General features: G+C 68.1%; 12 protein-coding genes. 3 read left to right on the top strand and 9 right to left on the bottom strand.

Going from position 1 to position 16540, the window contains the following annotated elements; all coding sequences use genetic code 11:
* Positions 1-277: 277 nt before the first annotated feature.
* Entirely contained in the window at positions 278-913 is a 636-nt protein-coding gene (locus AX769_RS18095) for a dTDP-4-dehydrorhamnose 3,5-epimerase family protein (protein ID WP_066282051.1), read from the top strand.
* Entirely contained in the window at positions 910-1773 is an 864-nt protein-coding gene (gene rfbA / locus AX769_RS18090; RefSeq protein WP_066282050.1) for a glucose-1-phosphate thymidylyltransferase RfbA, read from the top strand. The genes AX769_RS18095 and rfbA overlap by 4 nt, the downstream gene beginning before the upstream one ends.
* On the opposite strand, the gene AX769_RS18085 is transcribed toward rfbA, so the two are convergent.
* Positions 1763-2710: a glycosyltransferase family 2 protein gene (locus AX769_RS18085; RefSeq protein ID WP_066282048.1), complete on the bottom strand. Its 948-nt coding sequence runs from the start codon at positions 2708-2710 to the stop codon at positions 1763-1765. The two genes, rfbA and AX769_RS18085, sit on opposite strands and share 11 nt — an antisense overlap.
* On the bottom strand, positions 2707-3675 hold the full coding sequence (locus AX769_RS18080) for a lysylphosphatidylglycerol synthase domain-containing protein (protein ID WP_082763919.1): 969 nt from the start codon (positions 3673-3675) through the stop codon (positions 2707-2709). Before AX769_RS18080 ends, AX769_RS18085 begins: the two co-directional genes overlap by 4 nt.
* Positions 3676-3791: 116 nt before the next feature.
* Here AX769_RS18080 and AX769_RS18075 point away from each other — a divergent pair, with 116 nt between their 5' ends.
* Entirely contained in the window at positions 3792-4850 is a 1059-nt protein-coding gene (locus AX769_RS18075) for a glycosyltransferase (protein WP_204249233.1), read from the top strand.
* A 20-nt stretch (positions 4851-4870) separates the two neighbouring features.
* On the opposite strand, the gene AX769_RS18070 is transcribed toward AX769_RS18075, so the two are convergent.
* The 7 genes from AX769_RS18070 to AX769_RS18040 form a co-directional block, all read right to left on the bottom strand.
* Entirely contained in the window at positions 4871-6451 is a 1581-nt protein-coding gene (locus tag AX769_RS18070; protein ID WP_066282045.1) for a glycosyltransferase family 39 protein, read from the bottom strand.
* 7 nt (positions 6452-6458) lie between these two features.
* The gene (locus tag AX769_RS18065; RefSeq protein WP_157887718.1) at positions 6459-9356 is read right to left on the bottom strand and encodes a YfhO family protein; all 2898 of its coding nucleotides are present in this window, start codon (positions 9354-9356) and stop codon (positions 6459-6461) included.
* Positions 9357-9363: 7 nt separating this feature from the next.
* Positions 9364-10305, bottom strand: coding sequence for a glycosyltransferase family 2 protein (locus tag AX769_RS18060; protein WP_066282041.1), 942 nt, complete (start codon positions 10303-10305; stop codon positions 9364-9366).
* Positions 10306-10420: 115 nt separating this feature from the next.
* On the bottom strand, positions 10421-11548 hold the full coding sequence (locus AX769_RS18055) for a glycosyltransferase family 2 protein (protein ID WP_066282040.1): 1128 nt from the start codon (positions 11546-11548) through the stop codon (positions 10421-10423).
* 57 nt (positions 11549-11605) lie between these two features.
* Positions 11606-12862: an ABC transporter ATP-binding protein gene (locus AX769_RS18050; RefSeq protein ID WP_066282039.1), complete on the bottom strand. Its 1257-nt coding sequence runs from the start codon at positions 12860-12862 to the stop codon at positions 11606-11608.
* Positions 12863-12879: 17 nt separating this feature from the next.
* Entirely contained in the window at positions 12880-13836 is a 957-nt protein-coding gene (locus AX769_RS18045) for an ABC transporter permease (RefSeq protein WP_066282038.1), read from the bottom strand.
* Between the two features lie 90 nt (positions 13837-13926).
* Positions 13927-16491 carry a glycosyltransferase gene (locus AX769_RS18040; RefSeq protein WP_066283961.1) on the bottom strand — a complete coding sequence of 855 codons (2565 nt, stop codon included), beginning with the start codon at positions 16489-16491 and terminating at the stop codon, positions 13927-13929.
* Positions 16492-16540 lie beyond the last annotated feature (49 nt).

Genomic DNA, 16540 nt, shown 5'->3' with positions numbered 1-16540 from the left:
GTGCTCTCCTCGGAGTGGTGGCGACGACCGAGGGAACGCGGTGTGCAGAGTGATCGGATGCCGCGGCCCTTCACCAGTGATCCCCCTGGACCTGCGACGGGCTCACGGTACATCGAAGGCAGGATTAGGCACATCGCCCCCGAACGGGGGTCGTGGTCGCAACAGCGCTGTGAAGCCGCATCCGAGCCGAGCTGCAGGTTTGCGACGCTGCCGCCGGTGACGGCCGCAGGAAGGGGGAAGCTCGGGGCCGCGTCGGCGCTCTTGCTAGGCTTCCGGCGTGCAGATCCGCGAACTGAAGATTCCCGACAGCTACGAGATCACCCCCAAGCAGTTCGGTGACGACCGCGGCGTGTTCCTCGAGTGGTATCGCTTCGACCGTCTCGAAGAGACCGTGGGGCACTCGATCGACCTCCGGCAGGCGAACACCTCGGTGTCGAAGCGCGGCGTCGTGCGCGGCATCCACTTCGCCGACGTGCCGCTCGGCCAGGCCAAGTACGTGACGGCGACCCACGGTGCCGTGCTCGACTACGTCATCGACATCCGCGTGGGCTCGCCGACGTTCGGGCAGTGGGACTCCGTGCTGCTCGACGGAACCGATCGCCGCGCCATCTACATCGCCGAGGGCCTCGGCCACTGCTTCGTCGCGCTGACCGACGACGCCACGGTGAGCTACCTGGTGACCGACGTCTTCAACGCGCCCCGCGAGCACGGCATCAACCCTTTGGATCCTGACGTCGCCCTGGTCTTCCCCGACGAGGCCGGCGAGCCGCTGCTCTCGCCGAAAGACACCGACGCCCCCTCGCTCGCCGAGGCCGCGGCATCGGGCCTCGTGCCCACGTGGGACGACATGCGCGCGTACTATGCGTCGCTCAACGAGAAGGCGGCTGCGTCGCCGAAGGAGACAGGCCGATGAAGGGCATCATCCTCGCGGGCGGCACCGGCTCGCGCCTCTGGCCGATCACCAAGGGCGTCTCGAAGCAGCTCATGCCGATCTACGACAAGCCGATGGTCTACTACCCCCTGTCGACCCTGATGATGGCCGGCATCAACGAGGTGCTGATCATCACCACGCCTGAGTACAACGAGCAGTTCCGCGAGCTTCTCGGCGACGGGTCGAGCCTCGGCATGCGCATCGAGTACGCCGCGCAGCCCTCGCCCGACGGCCTCGCGCAGGCGTTCATCATCGGCGAGGAGTTCTTGGCGGGCGACAGCGTCGCCCTCGTGCTCGGCGACAACATCTTCCACGGTGTCGGCCTCGGCTCGAACCTCAAGAGCAACACCGAGGTCGACGGCGCGACGATCTTCGCCTACCACGTCTCCGACCCGCACCGGTACGGCGTGGTCGACTTCGACGACGACTTCAAGGCCGTCTCGATCGAAGAGAAGCCGAAGGAGCCCAAGAGCAATTACGCGGTGCCCGGCCTCTACTTCTACGACAACTCGATCGTCGAGATCGCGAAGTCGATCAAGCCGAGCGCCCGCGGCGAACTCGAGATCTCGACCGTGAACGAGCGCTACCTCGCCGACGGAAAGCTGCAGGTGCAGGTGCTCGACCGCGGCACGGCGTGGCTCGACACCGGCACGTTCGAGTCGATGATGCAGGCCTCCGAGTACGTCCGCGTGATCGAGGATCGCCAGGGCCACAAGATCGGCTGCATCGAAGAGATCGCCTGGCGCAACGGCTGGATCGACGACGCGGCCCTCGAGGCGCTTGCAGCCCCGCTCGCGAAGAGCGGCTACGGCGTCTACCTGCAGAACCTCCTCAGGGGCTGACCCCCTCCGACGTGATGCGCCCGTCGTTCCATGCGGTGCGAACCCGGGCCCGGCGTGTGAGCCACGCGCGCTGGGTGCGCTGCACCCGATAGAACCGGTCTTTCAGGGGCGACAGGCCGTGATACTGGTTCTTCTCCTCCGAGACCAGGTCGATGGTCGTCCGACCCTTGATCACTCGCCAGCCCTTGGCGTGGGCGAGGAACGTCATCCACTGGTCTTCCAGAAAGGCGAACTCACGGGGCAGGTTCGCGAAGAAGCGGTCGTCTCTGACGAGCGAGCTGTCGTAGACAGTGCCTCCGGTGCCCGCATGGTCGGCGTCGCTGCCCGGCTCGATCTCGGCGCGTCGCCAGTAGGAGCCGTGCAGGCTGAAGGCCCACCAGGCGACGACGGAGCGCTCGCTGTAGTCGCGAAGCAGGTCCTCGACGAAGTTCGGCGACACGTCCTGGTCGTCGTCGAGCATGAGCACGGGGCCCGTGTAGCCGCCGTTGGCGAGAAGGCGGGCCGCGACGAAGCGAGCGAGGCCGCCGATGTTGACAGGGCTCTGCACGAGGTCGACGCCGGCCAGCGAACCACCGGCAGCGTCGGTGATCCTGCCCGCGTAGAAGTCGGCGTCGGCCGCATTGTTGTTCCAGAGCAGGAGGGCGACGCGGTGCGGGCCCGAGAGAGATCGCAGCATCGCGAGCACCTCGTCGATGCGCTCGGGGCGGTTCCAGAGACACATTACCAGAGGCAGCACGCCGGCCTCGGGGCGCGCCCACCCTCCTGAGCCGTGCACGACCACCCCGTCGTGAAGGAGGCCCCCGACGACGCGCAACCAGGCTCGCTCTCGCGGAACCGCCTTCAGGCGACGCGCAGCGAGGATCAGCCGATCGTAGAGGGCCTCGGCACCGGCGCGACGCACCGCCTGCCGGGCCCGCTCGCGGACCACGAGCGTCACGAGCGCTCGGAAGCAGCCCGAACGACGACGCCCTTGCGCCGGCGGCTCAGGCCGGCAGCCAGCGCCAGCAGGAGGTCGGTCGCCGTCAGAAGCACGCGCGACATCACGGCGACGCTGACGGCGCCGTTGAGGCTCATGGCCGAGCCGGCGACGAGAAGCGCCGTGAGCACGGCCTCACGACCGCCGAGGCCCGCGGGGAGGAAGAAGACGAGGAACCCGACGAGCCAGGCGAGAGAGTAACCGCCGATCGCGAGCACGAAGGTGTGCCCGTCGAGGCGGATCAGCGCGGCCGACAGGGTGGCGATGTGGGCCCCGAACAGGATCCAGGCGATGACGGCCCAGCCGAAGGCTTTCGCCACGGACGGGAGCGGAAGGCGGATCGTGCCGAAGTCGCGCTTCATGACGCGCGATGCGAGCCGCATGACGAGGCCGAGGACTGCCGGGTGGAGGGCGGCGAGCGCGATCGGGACGAAGACGATGACGAACCAGTACTTCGAGAGCGCGTCGGGGATCACGAACGGCAGACTCGCGGCAGCGACGCAGACGCCGGCGCCGCAGCTGACCAGAAGCGTCAGCAGCCCGACCGCGACCGACTTGACCACGGGCACCCTGTGCTCGCGACCGAGGTCGGCCTGCGCTGCGATCGCCCAGATCGAGCCGGGGATGTACTTGCCGATCTGGGACAGGAAGAAGACGCGCTGCGCGGCCATCAGAGCCAGGGGGTGGCCCGCGCCGCGCATGAGCTCGCGCCAGGAGAGGAACGTGGCATAGGTCGCCGCGATCGCCAGAACGAGGCCGATCACGATCGAGAGGGGGTTCTGGCGACCCAGGGCGTCGACGATGTCGGAGGCGCGGGGGATGAGGAAGACGATGCAGAGCACGAGCGCGACCACCAGCGCGCCGACGCGAATGAGACGCCTCCAGTTGCGGGGGGCTCGTGTGGCGGGTTCGTCGGGGGAAGTCATGGTCACCTAGTGTTTCATGGGGCCGTGAGTAGTCGGCCCGTTCGGCCGACCACGGAGGCGTGTTGCGCATTCTTGCCTTTGGAACCTATCAAGTCGCGAGCCATCCGCGAATCGCGGTGATCCTCGAAGGGCTCCGCGATCGCGGGTACACCGTCGACGAGGCCAACGTGCCGTTGGGTCTCTCGACCGCCCAGCGCGTCGAGCTCCTCGGCTCCAAGACGGGGGCGATCCGCATGCTCGGGAAGCTCGCAGGAGCCTGGTCTCGTCTGGTCGTGACGGCGGCACGCACGCGGCGCCGAGCGAGGCCTGACGTGGTGATCGTCGGCTACATGGGCCACTTCGACGTCTGGCTCGCCCGCCTGATGTTCCCGCGCACGACCATCGTGCTCGACCACCTGATCTTCGCATCGACGACCGCGACCGATCGCGGCGTCGGCGATACGGGCCTCAAGCAGCGTCTGCTGCGCTTTCTTGACCGCGGTGCTCTGACCCTGGCCGACATCGACGTCGTCGACACCGAGGAGCATCGGGCGCTGGTGCCCGAGAGCCTTCGTCGCAAGGCGGTCGTGGTGCCGGTCGGTGCGAGCGGCCCCTGGTACGATGCTGCCGCGGCGGCGCACGGCGCGCCCCGAGACGGCGGTGCGGCTGTCAGCGTGGTCTTCTTCGGACTCTTCACGCCTCTGCAGGGCGCGGAGACGATCGGTGCCGCCATTGGCCTGCTGCCGGGCGACGGCAGCATCCGGGTGACGATGATCGGGTCGGGGCAGGATCTCAAGGCAGCCAGGTCGAAGGCGCAGGGCGGCGCGCCGGTCATGTGGGAGCCCTGGGTCGACGCTGCCGAGCTGCCCGCCGTCGTGGCCTCCCGCGACATCGGCATCGGCATCATGGGCGCCACCGAGAAGGCCGCCAAGGTCGTACCGAACAAGGTCTACCAGTGCGCGGCTGCCGGCATCGCCGTCGTGACGAGCGACACTGCTCCGCAGCGCCGGGCGTTCGGCGACGCAGTGGACTACGTGGCTGCGGGAGACCCCGAAGCTCTCGCCGATGCGATCGTCCGGCTCGCCCGCGATCCTGCGCTCCTGGCCGCGCGAAAGGCTGCGGCGCGCGAGGCTGCGGAGTCGTTCCGGCCCGAAGCGTCGGTCGCTGCCCTCGACGAGCGGCTCAGCGTGCTCTGACAGCGTCGGGGCGGGTGCCGTCACGAGCTCGTGCCGGCGTGGGCGCCTCGCCGCAGCATTCCGCGCTCGTGAGGCCCGGTCTCGCGGGGCGGGGCGGCGAGGCCGCGCCACACCAGGACGACGGTGACGCCCCCGAAGACAACGGTGAGCACGATCACTGCGAGGAGCGATATCGATCCCAGTGTCGTGGCTCCTCGCAGCGCCTGGAAGCCCGCGGGGGTCGGGAGCTCGCTCCCACCCTGGTAGAAGCCGAGAAAAGCGACGACGAGGCCATAGAGGGCCACCAGGACGGCGAGAGTCACCAGAGCGCGTCCGACCATCAACCGGGTGACCTCCGACCGCACCGCGTTGGAGAGCCCGAGGGCGACGAGAGCCACGAGCGCGATGATCGACGGGAAGTAGTAGCGCCCTTGGTCGCCCGACACGAGATGGGTGGCGGCATAGGACTGCCAGTTGTTGCCGAGCTGCAACACGATCGTGGTCACGACAAGCGCCCCCAGGGCGATGGGCGCGCGCAGACCCGACCGCCGGCGGAACGCGAACAGCACGATCACAGCGATCGAGCCGACGGTGAGCACTCCGGTGAGGGTGCCGCTGATCGTGATCGCAGTCGGCGTCGGGACCAGCCCGAAATCGCCCCAGAATGACGAGGTGACGTGGTTCCACTCGGTTACGAAGAACCCACCGACGTTCGGGCCGTGACCGGGCGGCCACGGAAGGACGGCTCGGACGAGACCGGCCGGCTGCAGCTGGTGGTAGACGACGATGTTCCGGAGCCACCACGCGCCGCCCAGGGCTGCGACGATGACGCCGGCGACCACGAACTGGGCGACGCTGCGCGCAGAGCGCAGGCGTCCTGTGAAGAGCACCAGGAGCACCAGGATGACGAAGAACAGGCTCGGATAGCCGGTGGCCTTCGTGGCGACTGCGGCGGCACTCGCCAGCGCGAGCGCGACCGTGGTTCGCCAGCGAACGTCGCCTGTGAGCACGAGTGCGCCGAGCCAGATCGTCAGGCCGCCGAAGAGCATCAGCGGCGCGTCGTTCGTGACCGCCGATCCGACGAGTGCGACCTGTGGAACGAGAACGATGCTCATGGCCCCGACGAGGCCGGCGCGATTCGAGTGCGCAAGTCGGCGGACCGTCGCCCACGCGAGGAGGGGGAGGGGTGCGATGAGGCAGGAGTCGAAGAGGCGCAGGATCGCGAGGTCGACGTCCCAGCGTAGGTGAAGGAATCCGACGGCGTGCATCAGCCCGGCTGCGACGGCATAATACGTCGGAGGGTGCTGCGACATCTGGTCGATCGTGCTCGGCGACGTACCGGGATGGGCGGCCAGCAGAGCCTCGAGAGTCGGCCGTGCCGAGGGCCCCGTCGTCAGGAGTTCGGAGCGTGCGGCGAGGACCGCGTTCAGGTAGGGCGCGTGGCCGGGAGCCGCCCAGCCGTATCCGAGAGCGAACCGCAGTACCGAGTCGAAGTGCGCGAGCTCGTCGGGCGCCCCGAAGACCGGCGTCAGCATCGACCACAGCACGAGCACCACTAGGAACGCGGCTGTCGCGGCGCCGATCGCGATCCCGTCGCGCCGGGCGATCGGGGGAACGCTCACGGCCTTGTCACTGCCGGGGGCGGGCAGCGAGACGGCCGCGAGGGCGCTTTCGACGCCCGAGCACGATCACGAGAGCCGACACGATCGCCGCGATGACGATCGAGGCGACGGTGAGCACGACGCCTTCGCCGAGACCCGGAGTCGAGTACTGCAGGTCGACCGTGTGCTCGCCCTTCGGCACCCAGACCGCTGCGCCGGCGTTGTCGGCGGTGACGAGGTCGGTCGCCTTCCCGTCGACGGTCGCCGACCAGCCGGGACGCTGCAGGGAGTCCTCCACTACGACCCAACCACCCAGCGTGGCGTTCACGTGCACGACGGTCGCGTTGACGTCGCTGGCGTCAAGCTTGAGACTCGCGGTGCCCTGCGGGTCGGCCTGGTGCGTCGTCGGGGAGCTGAGGACGACCTCGTCGGCCGGTGTTGCAGGATCCTGCAGCGTCGCGATCCGGGCCTTGGCCGTCGTCTCGACCGACTGGTTGGAAGCCCAGTGCACGCGGTCGCCCGCGTCGAGGAGCTGGTAGATGGTGGCGTCGCCGGTGTGGACGACGCGCACGTCGGCGCCCGGCGTGGGCCGGTAGATGTTGACAGCGGCGAGCCCTGCGGACGTGGTGCCGACCTGCACCGACTTGCCGGTCGGGATGCCGGTAATCGAGATGCGCGCGTGCCAGGAGGTCGATGTCGGGATCGAATCGCCCTTGAGCGCGACCCACCGTGCTCCCTGGAACGTCTGGACCCAGGTGGTCGTCGAGGCCAGGGTCTTGCCGGTGCCGTCGGCGATGAGCGAGACGGTGAGCTCCATCCCCTTCTGCACGTGGACGAGGTTCGCCGGCCCGGCGAACTGGAAGCCGTTGACCGGACCCGACCAGGTGGTCGTGTTCACCGATGTCGAGGTGCTCGTCAGCGAGTCAGTCGTGACCGGCGCGGGCCCGCCCACGCCCGTCCCGACGAGCGGGTACGACGGATCGTTGATGACGTAGCGGGTGCCGAGGCGATCGAGGATCGGCGAGGTGATCGACCGGGGCAGGTTGCCGGGCGATAGCGTGGAATAGGTCGGCGTCGTCGCGGAGGCCGGGTCGACGGCCGTCATCAGCTGCTTCCAGGCCGTGGTCTGGAAGGTGTGACCGGTGAGCGAGCGCACCTGGTAATACGAGGCCGTGCCCGGGAGGGTCGACTGGCCGGACGTCGCGAAGCGCTGCTGTGCCGTGAGGTTCTTCTTCAAGAAGTTCAGAGCGGGGGTATTCGGATAGAACGACGCGTCGGAGGCGACGGGCCACCAGGCCTGCACCGAGGTGATGGCGGGAACCGCGACCAGGGCGATGATGCCTACCCCGGCGACGAGGCCGACGATGCGCGAGCGCAGGATCCAGGCGAGGAGCACCAGGATCACGGCGGCACCGGCGACACCGCCCGTCCAGAGCACGCCCAGCTTGACCTGGTGCACGTACTCCGCCGAGATCGGGAACAGGATCTCGCGCGTCTGCCAGATGATCCAGGCGGCCGCGGCGAGCACCAGCATGGCCACTGCAGCGCGGCCGATCCAGTAGAGCGGAGCGACGCGACGCACGCGGGCGAACTCGGCGCGGAGGTTCTCGGGCTCGACGAGCTTGCCCAGGCCGATGCCGGCGAGGGCGGCCGCGAAGAAGCCGACGTCGCATCGCATGCGGCCGATGGGGTTGGAGTCAAAGACGGGGAGGTGCCGGACCGCTGCGAGCAAGGGCCCGCCGAGGAACACGAGGATGACGCTCAGGGCGAGCAGGCCGATGAGGAGCGGCACGGCACCCGTTCGGTGCGGTGATCGCGAGCGGATGAGCACGGCCGCTGCGACGAGCACAACAGCTGCAGCGCCGACGTACGAGTAGATCTCGGTGGGGTTGCCGCCGCCGAAGATGGGGCCGCGCGACTGCTCGCTCTCGGCGTCCGCCAGCCACGAGGTGACGAGGGCGCCTATGCCGAGAGCTCCGCTGCCGCCGCTCTGGGCCCGGACGCCGAAGTTGATGACGCTGAGGGCGTTGTGGGCAAAGGGCACGATCTGCCAGGCGGCCAGGAGCACGCCGAACAGCAGCCCCCCAACGACGATCCCCAGGCTGACGACCATTTCCCGCATCCGTGGGTGGGCGACGATCGTGCGGACGACGAAGTAGAAGGCTCCGACGAAGAGCGTGTAGCCGACGACGGCCGGGAATCCGCCGAGTAGCATGCAGGCGAGCGCGACGCCGACACTGATGATGTCGCGCGCCTTCTTCTCAGCGGCGGCGCGATCGATCGCCCAGAACAGCAGCGGGATGAAGGCGGCGACCCGGGTCTGCGGCCAATTGGTCCAGGCCACCATGAAACCGGACGACGAGAAGACGAGGGCGGCGATCGGCCATCCGGCACGGGGCACGCTGTACCGGCGGAGGAGGAGGGCCATGCCGACCGTGACGACCACGATCTCGAGCAGCTTGACGACGCCGGGAGCGTACGAGAGGGGCAGGATCCACCAGGGAAGCGAGAGCGGCGAGTACGCGCCCGAGTCGGGGAGACCGCCGAGCTCCGTGCCACCGGAGAGATAGGGGTTCCACTGCGCGAAGACGCCCTCGTGGGCCAGTCGGACAAGAAGGGCGACCTGCGGGGCGCCGCTGTCAATCGTATCGCTGTCGTAGACGTTGCTGGTCGACGTCGCGGACTTTGCCGCGTCGCTCCACGGGGCGAAGTCGTGCAGGAACGCGGTGTTGAGAAAAGTGCCCTGGCCGAGGAGGGGGATGCCGAGGCTGAAGACGACGAACGCGACGAGAGCCGCCCAGGCCGCGATCTCGATCCACGCGCCGGGGGTCCGCAGCCACGTTGAGAACCGGGAGCGGCGCCCGGGGCGGGGCTCGTCGGCAGCCTGCTCGTCGCGAGGACGGGTCTCGGCTGACGGCGGAGTCACCGCCGCCTCAGTCGCCATAGCGCTGGAGCTTCTGGTAGTCGAGGGACTCTTCGGCGAGCGTCCGGTTTATTCGCGTGAGGTCGGCCACGACGCCCATGACGAGCGAGAGCAGGGCGCTCACGATCAGCAGGAGGCCGAGGAGCAGCGACTGCAGGTTCGATCCGGCCTCGTGCTCGGCGAGGAGCACGAGATAGCGCACGAAGGGGATCAGGCCGGCCACGGCGAGCACGATGCTGATCCAGGCGAAAAGGGCCACGGGCCGGTACATCAGGTAGGCCCGGACGATCGCCGAGCCCGACTGGAACATGTGCTGGAAGATGTTCGAGAAGAGACGCGACTCGCGGGTCTTCGGGTTGGTGGTGATCGGGATGCTGGTGATCGCGATGCGCTTGTAGCCGGCCTGCACGATCGTCTCCATGCAGTAGCTGAACTGCGTGACGATGTTCAGGCGGATCAGGGAGTACTTCGAGTACGCGCGGAACCCGCTGGCCGCGTCGGGCAGGTCGAGGCCGGCGGCACGGCTGACGACCCAGCTGCCGAGCTGCTGCATCGACTTCTTGAAGCCCGAGAAGTGCTCGATGGTCTTGGTCTGGCGATCGCCCACGACGATCTCGGCCTCGCCGCGCAGGATCGGCTGCACGAGCTCGGGGATCGCCGCCTGCGGGTACTGGTTGTCGCCGTCGGTGTTCACGACGATGTCGGCGCCGTGGAGGAGGGCGTAGTCCACGCCGTCGCGGAAGGAACGGGCGAGGCCCATGTTGCGCGCGTGACGCACGAAATGGGTGACCCCGTACGACTTCGCGACCTCGACCGTCCGGTCGGACGAGCCGTCGTCGATCACGAGGATCTCGATCTCGTCGATTCCGTCGATGTGTGTGGGCATCGTCTCGAGGACGGCTGGGAGGGTCGTCTCCTCGTTGAGGCACGGGATCTGGATGAAGAGTTTCACGCGGGTCTGAGTCCTGGGTTCTCGAGAACGTCGGGAGCGTTCGTTGTCGTCTCCCCCCGCGCGCTCGGCGCCGGATCGCTCTCGGGGAAGGGCCTCGACGAGTTTACATGCGGTGTCACCGGCGGCCGCGCCGCGCCGCGCTGCCCAGCGCGTCCGCGAGGCGGACGACCTTGCGCGCATGAGTGGCGTCGAGCTCGGCCGTGATCCGCGCGTTCTCGGCCTCGAGGCCGCGGGTGTGGCGTTCGAGCTCGAGGACGCGCTGCTGCGCGCCCGCAGCCTCGACACGGCGTTCATCACGCTCGCGCCGCAGCTCTCGGTCGCGCGAGAGGATGATCTCGCCCGCGCGGGACGCGGCCTTACCGGCATCGACCGCGTAGGGGTGGTCGGCCGGGTAGGGGGCGCCCTCGTGCTCGAGGGAGTCGAAGAAGTCGGGAAGGCTGCGGTCGAGACGGAAGGGGCCGGCTTCGGCCTCGTCGTCGGTGACCATTCGCAGGGCGTAGTAGAAGAAGAGGGTGCCGTCGTGGTGCCGGCGATAGTCGAGCATGCCGTGGTGGTTGGGGCTCGGCGCCAAGTCGGGGTTCGCGTCGTAGGCCCGCCCCGAGATCTCGACCTTGTTGTCGAGCTGCTTCCACGAGCGCCACGGCAGGTGGATGACCTCGAGGGCGAGGGTGGGCGGGGGAGTGCCCTGGCTGCCGATGCTGACGAGGTGGTTGCCCTGCACGACGGTCACGTCGGGCGAGCCGACATGGATCGCGTTCGGCGTGGGCTGGGCGAGTACACCCCGCTGCTGCAGTTCGTCGTTCGTGCGCTCGTCGCGCCACACGAGGCGATCGATGCCGGCGCCCGACCTCGCGATCCTGCCGACCATGTTGACGATCGGCACGGTGAACGCGGCCAGTGCCGGGTCGAGCCTCTCGAACACGTCGCGCAGCCGCAGACTGCGATCGACGGGCATCAGGAACTCGTCGGCGTCGGCGTTGATCACCCAGTCGGCACCGTAGCGGGACGATGCCTCGCGCGCCATCCCGGTGACCAGCTGGCCCTGCTGCTTCATCTGCACGGGCTCGTCGCGGAGATCGACGAGGCCTCGGTCGGCGTAGCTCTGCAGGATCTCGCGCGTGCCGTCGATCGACCCGTTGTCGGTGACCAGGATGACGTCGACGCCTTGGGCTACGTGGTAGTCGACCCACTGTCGGATGATGTCCGCTTCGTCGCGGACCATTGCGGTGACGGCCAGTTTCATTCAGGTGCTCCTACGGTCGTCTCTGGTCGTGCTGCGGTGCCCGGGCGCCGTGCCCGTCTATCCCGCCGTCTGGCGGAGGGTCGAGTGCTGGCGCACGGTTCCTGACCCCTCGAGGTCGTTCGTCATCACGAACCGGGCCGCCTGCCGCTCGATGGCGATGTGCTCGCCGGTCGGCTTGGCGAAGAACGCGTGGAGGAAGAATGCGCCGCCCCCGAAGTGGATGTCTTCGATGCGGTATTCGACCGTCGCCTCGCCGACCATCGGCGGGTGGACGAAACCGAGCATGCGGCTGTCGGTGCCGTACACCGGTTGACCGAGGTTGCCCTCGATCTTGAAGCCGGAGTGCCACGACTCGAGTCGCGTCGCGTGAGAGTAGGTCATCCGCACGATCAGGTTGTCGCCCGGCTGGAACTCGTCGCCAGGCGCCCGGCCCTCGGCGATGATCTCGGCGCTCAGCACCTTGCCGGGGTTGACCTCTTCTTCTTGCTTGCCCTGGGCCTCGGCCTCGGCGATGCGGCGGTCTTCGAGGATGTCGCGGAAGTTCTTGACCGCGTCTCGAGCCGAGCCCTGGAACATGACCTCGCCTTTGGCGAGAACGACGGCCATGTCGCACATCTCCTGCACCTGGCCGAGCGAGTGGCTGACCAGGATGATGGTGCGGCCCTGCTGCTGGAACTCGCGGATCTTGTCGAGGCACTTGCGCTGGAACGCCTCGTCGCCGACGGCCAGCACCTCGTCGACGAGCAGGACGTCAGGGTCGGTGTGGATCGCCACGGCGAAGGCGAGTCGCACGTACATGCCGGACGAGTAGAACTTCACCTGCGTGTCGATGAAGTCGCCGATGCCCGAGAAGTTGAGGATGTCGTCGAACTTCGCCTCGGTCTCTTCTCGCGTCATGCCGAGGATGGCCGAGTTGAGGAAGACGTTCTCGCGGCCGGTGAGGTCGGGGTGGAACCCGGCGCCGAGTTCGAGCAGGGCGGCGAGGCGCCCCCGACGCTTGATCGTGCCGGAGGTGGGGTCGAGGATGCCGCCGATGGCCTTGAGCAGCGTGCTCTTGCCTGACCCGTTCGGGCCGAGGAGCCCGATGGTCGCGCCGGCGGGGATCTCGAGGCTGACGTTCTTGAGCGCCCAGAACTCCTCGCTGTTGCGGCGCCCGGCGCGACCGAGCGTGACGAGCCGCTCTTTCAGCGAGTTGTCCTTGCGGATGGTGAAGCGCTTGGAGACGTTCTCGACGGTGACGACTGTCGGAGCGCCGCGCAGGGGGCGGAAGGGCTCTTCTTCGAAGACGGGCCGGTTCTCGGTGGTGATGGTCATGATCGGGGGAGTCCGTTCTAGAGCTCTTGAGCGAAGTTGCCCTGGAGGCGCGAGAACACGCGCTGGAAGACGACGATCAGCACGAGGCCGATGACGCCGGCGACGATCATGTGCAGAAGCATGTCGTTCGGGTAGTTGTTGTCGGGGCCGGCGACCCAGAACGCCCGGTGGAAGCCGAGCACGGCGAGGGTGATCGGATTGTCGGTGTAGATGGACAGCAGGAGGCCGAAGTGCTTGGCGTGCGCAGCCACGGTCGCCCAGGCGTAGACGATGGGCGAGCCCCACATCAGCAGCATCAGCAGCACCTCGACGAGGTATCCCATGTCGCGCAGGTAGACGTTCGCAGCGGCGAGCAGGAGGCCGAAGGCGGTGCCGTAGATCAGGATCAGCAGCGTCGATGGGAAGAAGTAGAGCAGGCCCAGGTGGATCGGGAACTGGCCGGTCACGGCCGTTGCCGCGAGCAGCACGATGATCTGGATGCCGAAGTTGAACATCGCCGAGCCGATGCTGGCGAGCGGATAGATCTCGCGCGGCACGTAGACCTTCTTGATGAGCCCGGCGTTGGCCACGATCGAGCCGGTGGCGCCGCCGATGATCTCGCTGAAGAGGTTGTAGACCGTCAGGCCGGAGAAGACGTAGACCGCGAACTCGGGAATGTTGCGGGCGGCGCCCAGCACCTGGCCGAGGATCACGTAGTAGATCAGCAGCTGGGTGATCGGGCGGATCAGGGTCCAGACGAAGCCGAGCGCGCTGTCCTTGTAGCGCGACTTGAGGTCGCGGCGCACGAGGAGATCGAGCAGGCTGCGGTGCGCGAAGATGTCGCGGATGATCCCGATGCGGCCGGCGAAGGCGCCGGTCGGCTGGCCCGCGACGACGAGCGGCTCATCCTTGAGCCGCGCGAAACGGGCGGCGCTGACCGGGTCCGGCTCGTCACCGAGGGGGGTGAACGCCGTCGTGGTCGTGGTCGTGGTCATGGCTGCTACCTCATCCTTGGAAAACCTGGAAACTATACCCCGAGGGGCTGGGCCGAGGGCACGTCGTCGCCGTGTCGGCCCAGGCGGATGTCAGTCCTTGCCGTACTTGCTGGCGCGGGTCGTCGCGAGGCGGTTCTTGACCTTGCTCTGCAGGAGGCTGACGCCGCCGCCCTCGGTGAGGTACCAGCGGGCCAGGTTGAGGTCGCGGACGAGGCCGTGGCGGCTGTTCGCGATCACGTGGAACTTCTCTTCGCTCGTCTGCGGGCTGCGGACGCGCTGCCGCACCACGACGGCCGCGGCGGACGACTGCATGGTCGCGGCCCGGTCGGGAGCGGGCTGCGGGTCGTTGCAGAACTCGACGAGCGGAGCCAGTGCATTCTCCCAGGTGAAGTCCTGGCGCACGCGGCCGACGGCCTGCCGCGCGGCCGTGACCGCCTTCTCGTCGTAGAGCATCTTCTCGAGGGCGTCGGTCAGGGCGTCGACGTCGCGCTCGGGCACCGAGACACCCATGCCCTCGGCGCCGACGAGGTCGCCGAAGCTGTCGCCGCGGGTGGTGACGATGGGCAGGTTCGCCCACATGTAGTCGAGGATTCGGGTGCGGAACGAGAACTGAGTCTCGATGTGGTCGTAGTGCGTGCTGACGCCCGCGTCGGCCTCGAGCAGGTAGTTCTGGCGGTCGTCGAGGGCCACCCACTGCTCGTTGAAGAAGACGTTCTTGTCGTAGACGCCGAGGCGGCGGGCCTCCTCGCGGGTCTTCGCGACGATGGCCATCTCGGGCACGTCCGGGTTCGGGTGCGCCACGCCGAGGAAGAACAGGCGCACGTCGGGGCGACGCTCGGCGAGTTGCGCGATCGCGCGCACCAGCGTGATGGTGTCGAACCAGTTGTAGAGCCCGCCGCCCCAGATGACGACCTTGTCGTCGTCCGAGATGCCGGGCACCACGCCGCGGATGGCCTTGCGCGTGTGGACGGGAGGCGTCGAGTCCATGCCGAACGGCGCGATGGCGATGAGGTTGTTGAGGTTCTCTTCGGCCGCGTAGTTCTCGGGGTTGATCCGCCCGAGGCCCGCGAGCTGGCCCAGCCAGAACAGGCGCTGGCGCTCGGAGGCGCAGAGGAAGAAGTCGGCGCGCAGCAGCTGTTCGTTGAGCACGTCGGTGGCCGACTGCACCTGGTTCTTCCACTGCGCGAGGCCCCACTCGCGGCCCTGCTCGAGCTGCTCGAGGTGCATCGGGTCGTAGAGGTCGGCGACCATGATCTTGGTGGAGTGCTTCAGCGTCGTGAAGTGGTGGAGCGCATGGCCCTGGAAGATGATGACGTCGGCCCACTCTTCGTGGTCCTTCATCTCGCGCTCGTTCTGGAGGCGCACCCGGTCGACCTCGAAGAGATCCGACTTGCGGTTGGCGACGTTCCAGGTGAGCAGGCGCACGTCGCTCTGCTGCGACAGCGCCTCGCTGATCTTCCACGCGCGCATGGCGGGGCCGGCCATCTTCTCGCCGATGGCGTCGCCGGTGATCACCAGGATGTGACGGCGCTCGGTGTGCTCGCGGATCCCGAAGGCGTCGACGATCGAGTGCAGTCCGTCGAGGAAGTAGGCGTCCGAGAAGAGCGGCTTGAAGATGTCGCCGAAGAGCCGGAAGAGGTCGCCGTCCGTGCGCTGGCGCCGGGCCTGCAGTTCGTCGCGGGTCTGCTGCAGCGACGGCAGCTCTTGCACGAACTGGTCGAGGGCGAAGAGACCGGCCACCGTGTCTTTGTTCACGGGGGTGTCGCGCTCGAACTCGTCCTCGGCGCCGGTGAAGCGGCGGATGTCGAACATCTCGGAGTCGAGCCCGCTCTTCGCGACGGCGCGACGCGCCAGGAGAGCGAGGGCGCCGGGCAGGAACCGCGACAGGCTCTCGTCGTCGAGGTTCTTGAAGAGCAGGATCAGCGCGTTGCGCTCGAGCAGGTACATCTCGCGGTACTCGCCGAAGCTCTTCATCGAGCCGTGGTGCTTGTGGTAGACGACCGACTCGGGGGCGAAGCGCACCCGGTAGCCGAGCAGGTTGAGGCGCCAGCCCAGGTCGACGTCGTCGTAGAACATGAAGAGACGCTCGTCGAAGCCGCCCACCTCGTGGAAGATCGCCTTGCGCACGAACAGCGCCGAACCGGTGCCGAACAGGATGTCGCGGGGGGTGTCGAACTCGCCGGTGTCGATCTCGGTGACCCGGTCTTTGTAGCCCATGCCGAACCAGGTCAGGCTGCCCTGCACGAAGTCGATCGCCTTGCCGTCCCAGTCGAGCACCTTGCTGCCGACGGCGGCGACTCTCGGGCTGACCGCGAACTGGCCGAGAGCGCCCCGGATCCAGTCGGCACCGGGCTTGGCGTCGTTGTTCAAGAAGGCGACGAACTCGCCGCGGGCCTTCTCGGCGCCGAGGTTGCTTCCGCCGGTGAACCCGAGGTTCTCTTTCGAGACGATGAGGGTGACGTTCTCCTGCTCGCCGAGGGCCGCGCGCAGCCGCGTCTCGCTGTCGTCGCCGGAGCCGTTCTCGACGATGACGATCTCGAGCTGCTCGGCCGGCCAGTCGACGTCGTTGAGCCGTGCGACGCACTCGAGGGTGTCGTCGGTGCCTCGGAAGTTGACGATGACGACGGAGACGACGCTCGACGTGGAAACTGACAAGGCGAAATGCTCCAACACGTTGGTGACAGGTGGGATCGGCCCGCGATGG

The sequence above is a fragment of the Frondihabitans sp. PAMC 28766 genome (assembly GCF_001577365.1).
Lineage (GTDB): Bacteria > Actinomycetota > Actinomycetes > Actinomycetales > Microbacteriaceae > Frondihabitans.
Note: the sequence above shows the minus strand (reverse complement) of the source record. Positions and strands in the feature narration are given on the sequence as shown.

Excerpts from the sequence above, each read along its gene's own strand:
- rfbA (WP_066282050.1), top strand. The coding sequence starts at position 910 with ATGAAGGGCATCATCCTCGCGGGCGGCACCGGCTCGCGCCTCTGGCCG.
- AX769_RS18050 (WP_066282039.1), bottom strand. The coding sequence starts at position 12,862 with ATGACCATCACCACCGAGAACCGGCCCGTCTTCGAAGAAGAGCCCTTC.
- AX769_RS18080 (WP_082763919.1), bottom strand. The coding sequence starts at position 3,675 with ATGACTTCCCCCGACGAACCCGCCACACGAGCCCCCCGCAACTGGAGG.
- AX769_RS18045 (WP_066282038.1), bottom strand. The coding sequence starts at position 13,836 with ATGACCACGACCACGACCACGACGGCGTTCACCCCCCTCGGTGACGAG.
- AX769_RS18055 (WP_066282040.1), bottom strand. The coding sequence starts at position 11,548 with ATGAAACTGGCCGTCACCGCAATGGTCCGCGACGAAGCGGACATCATC.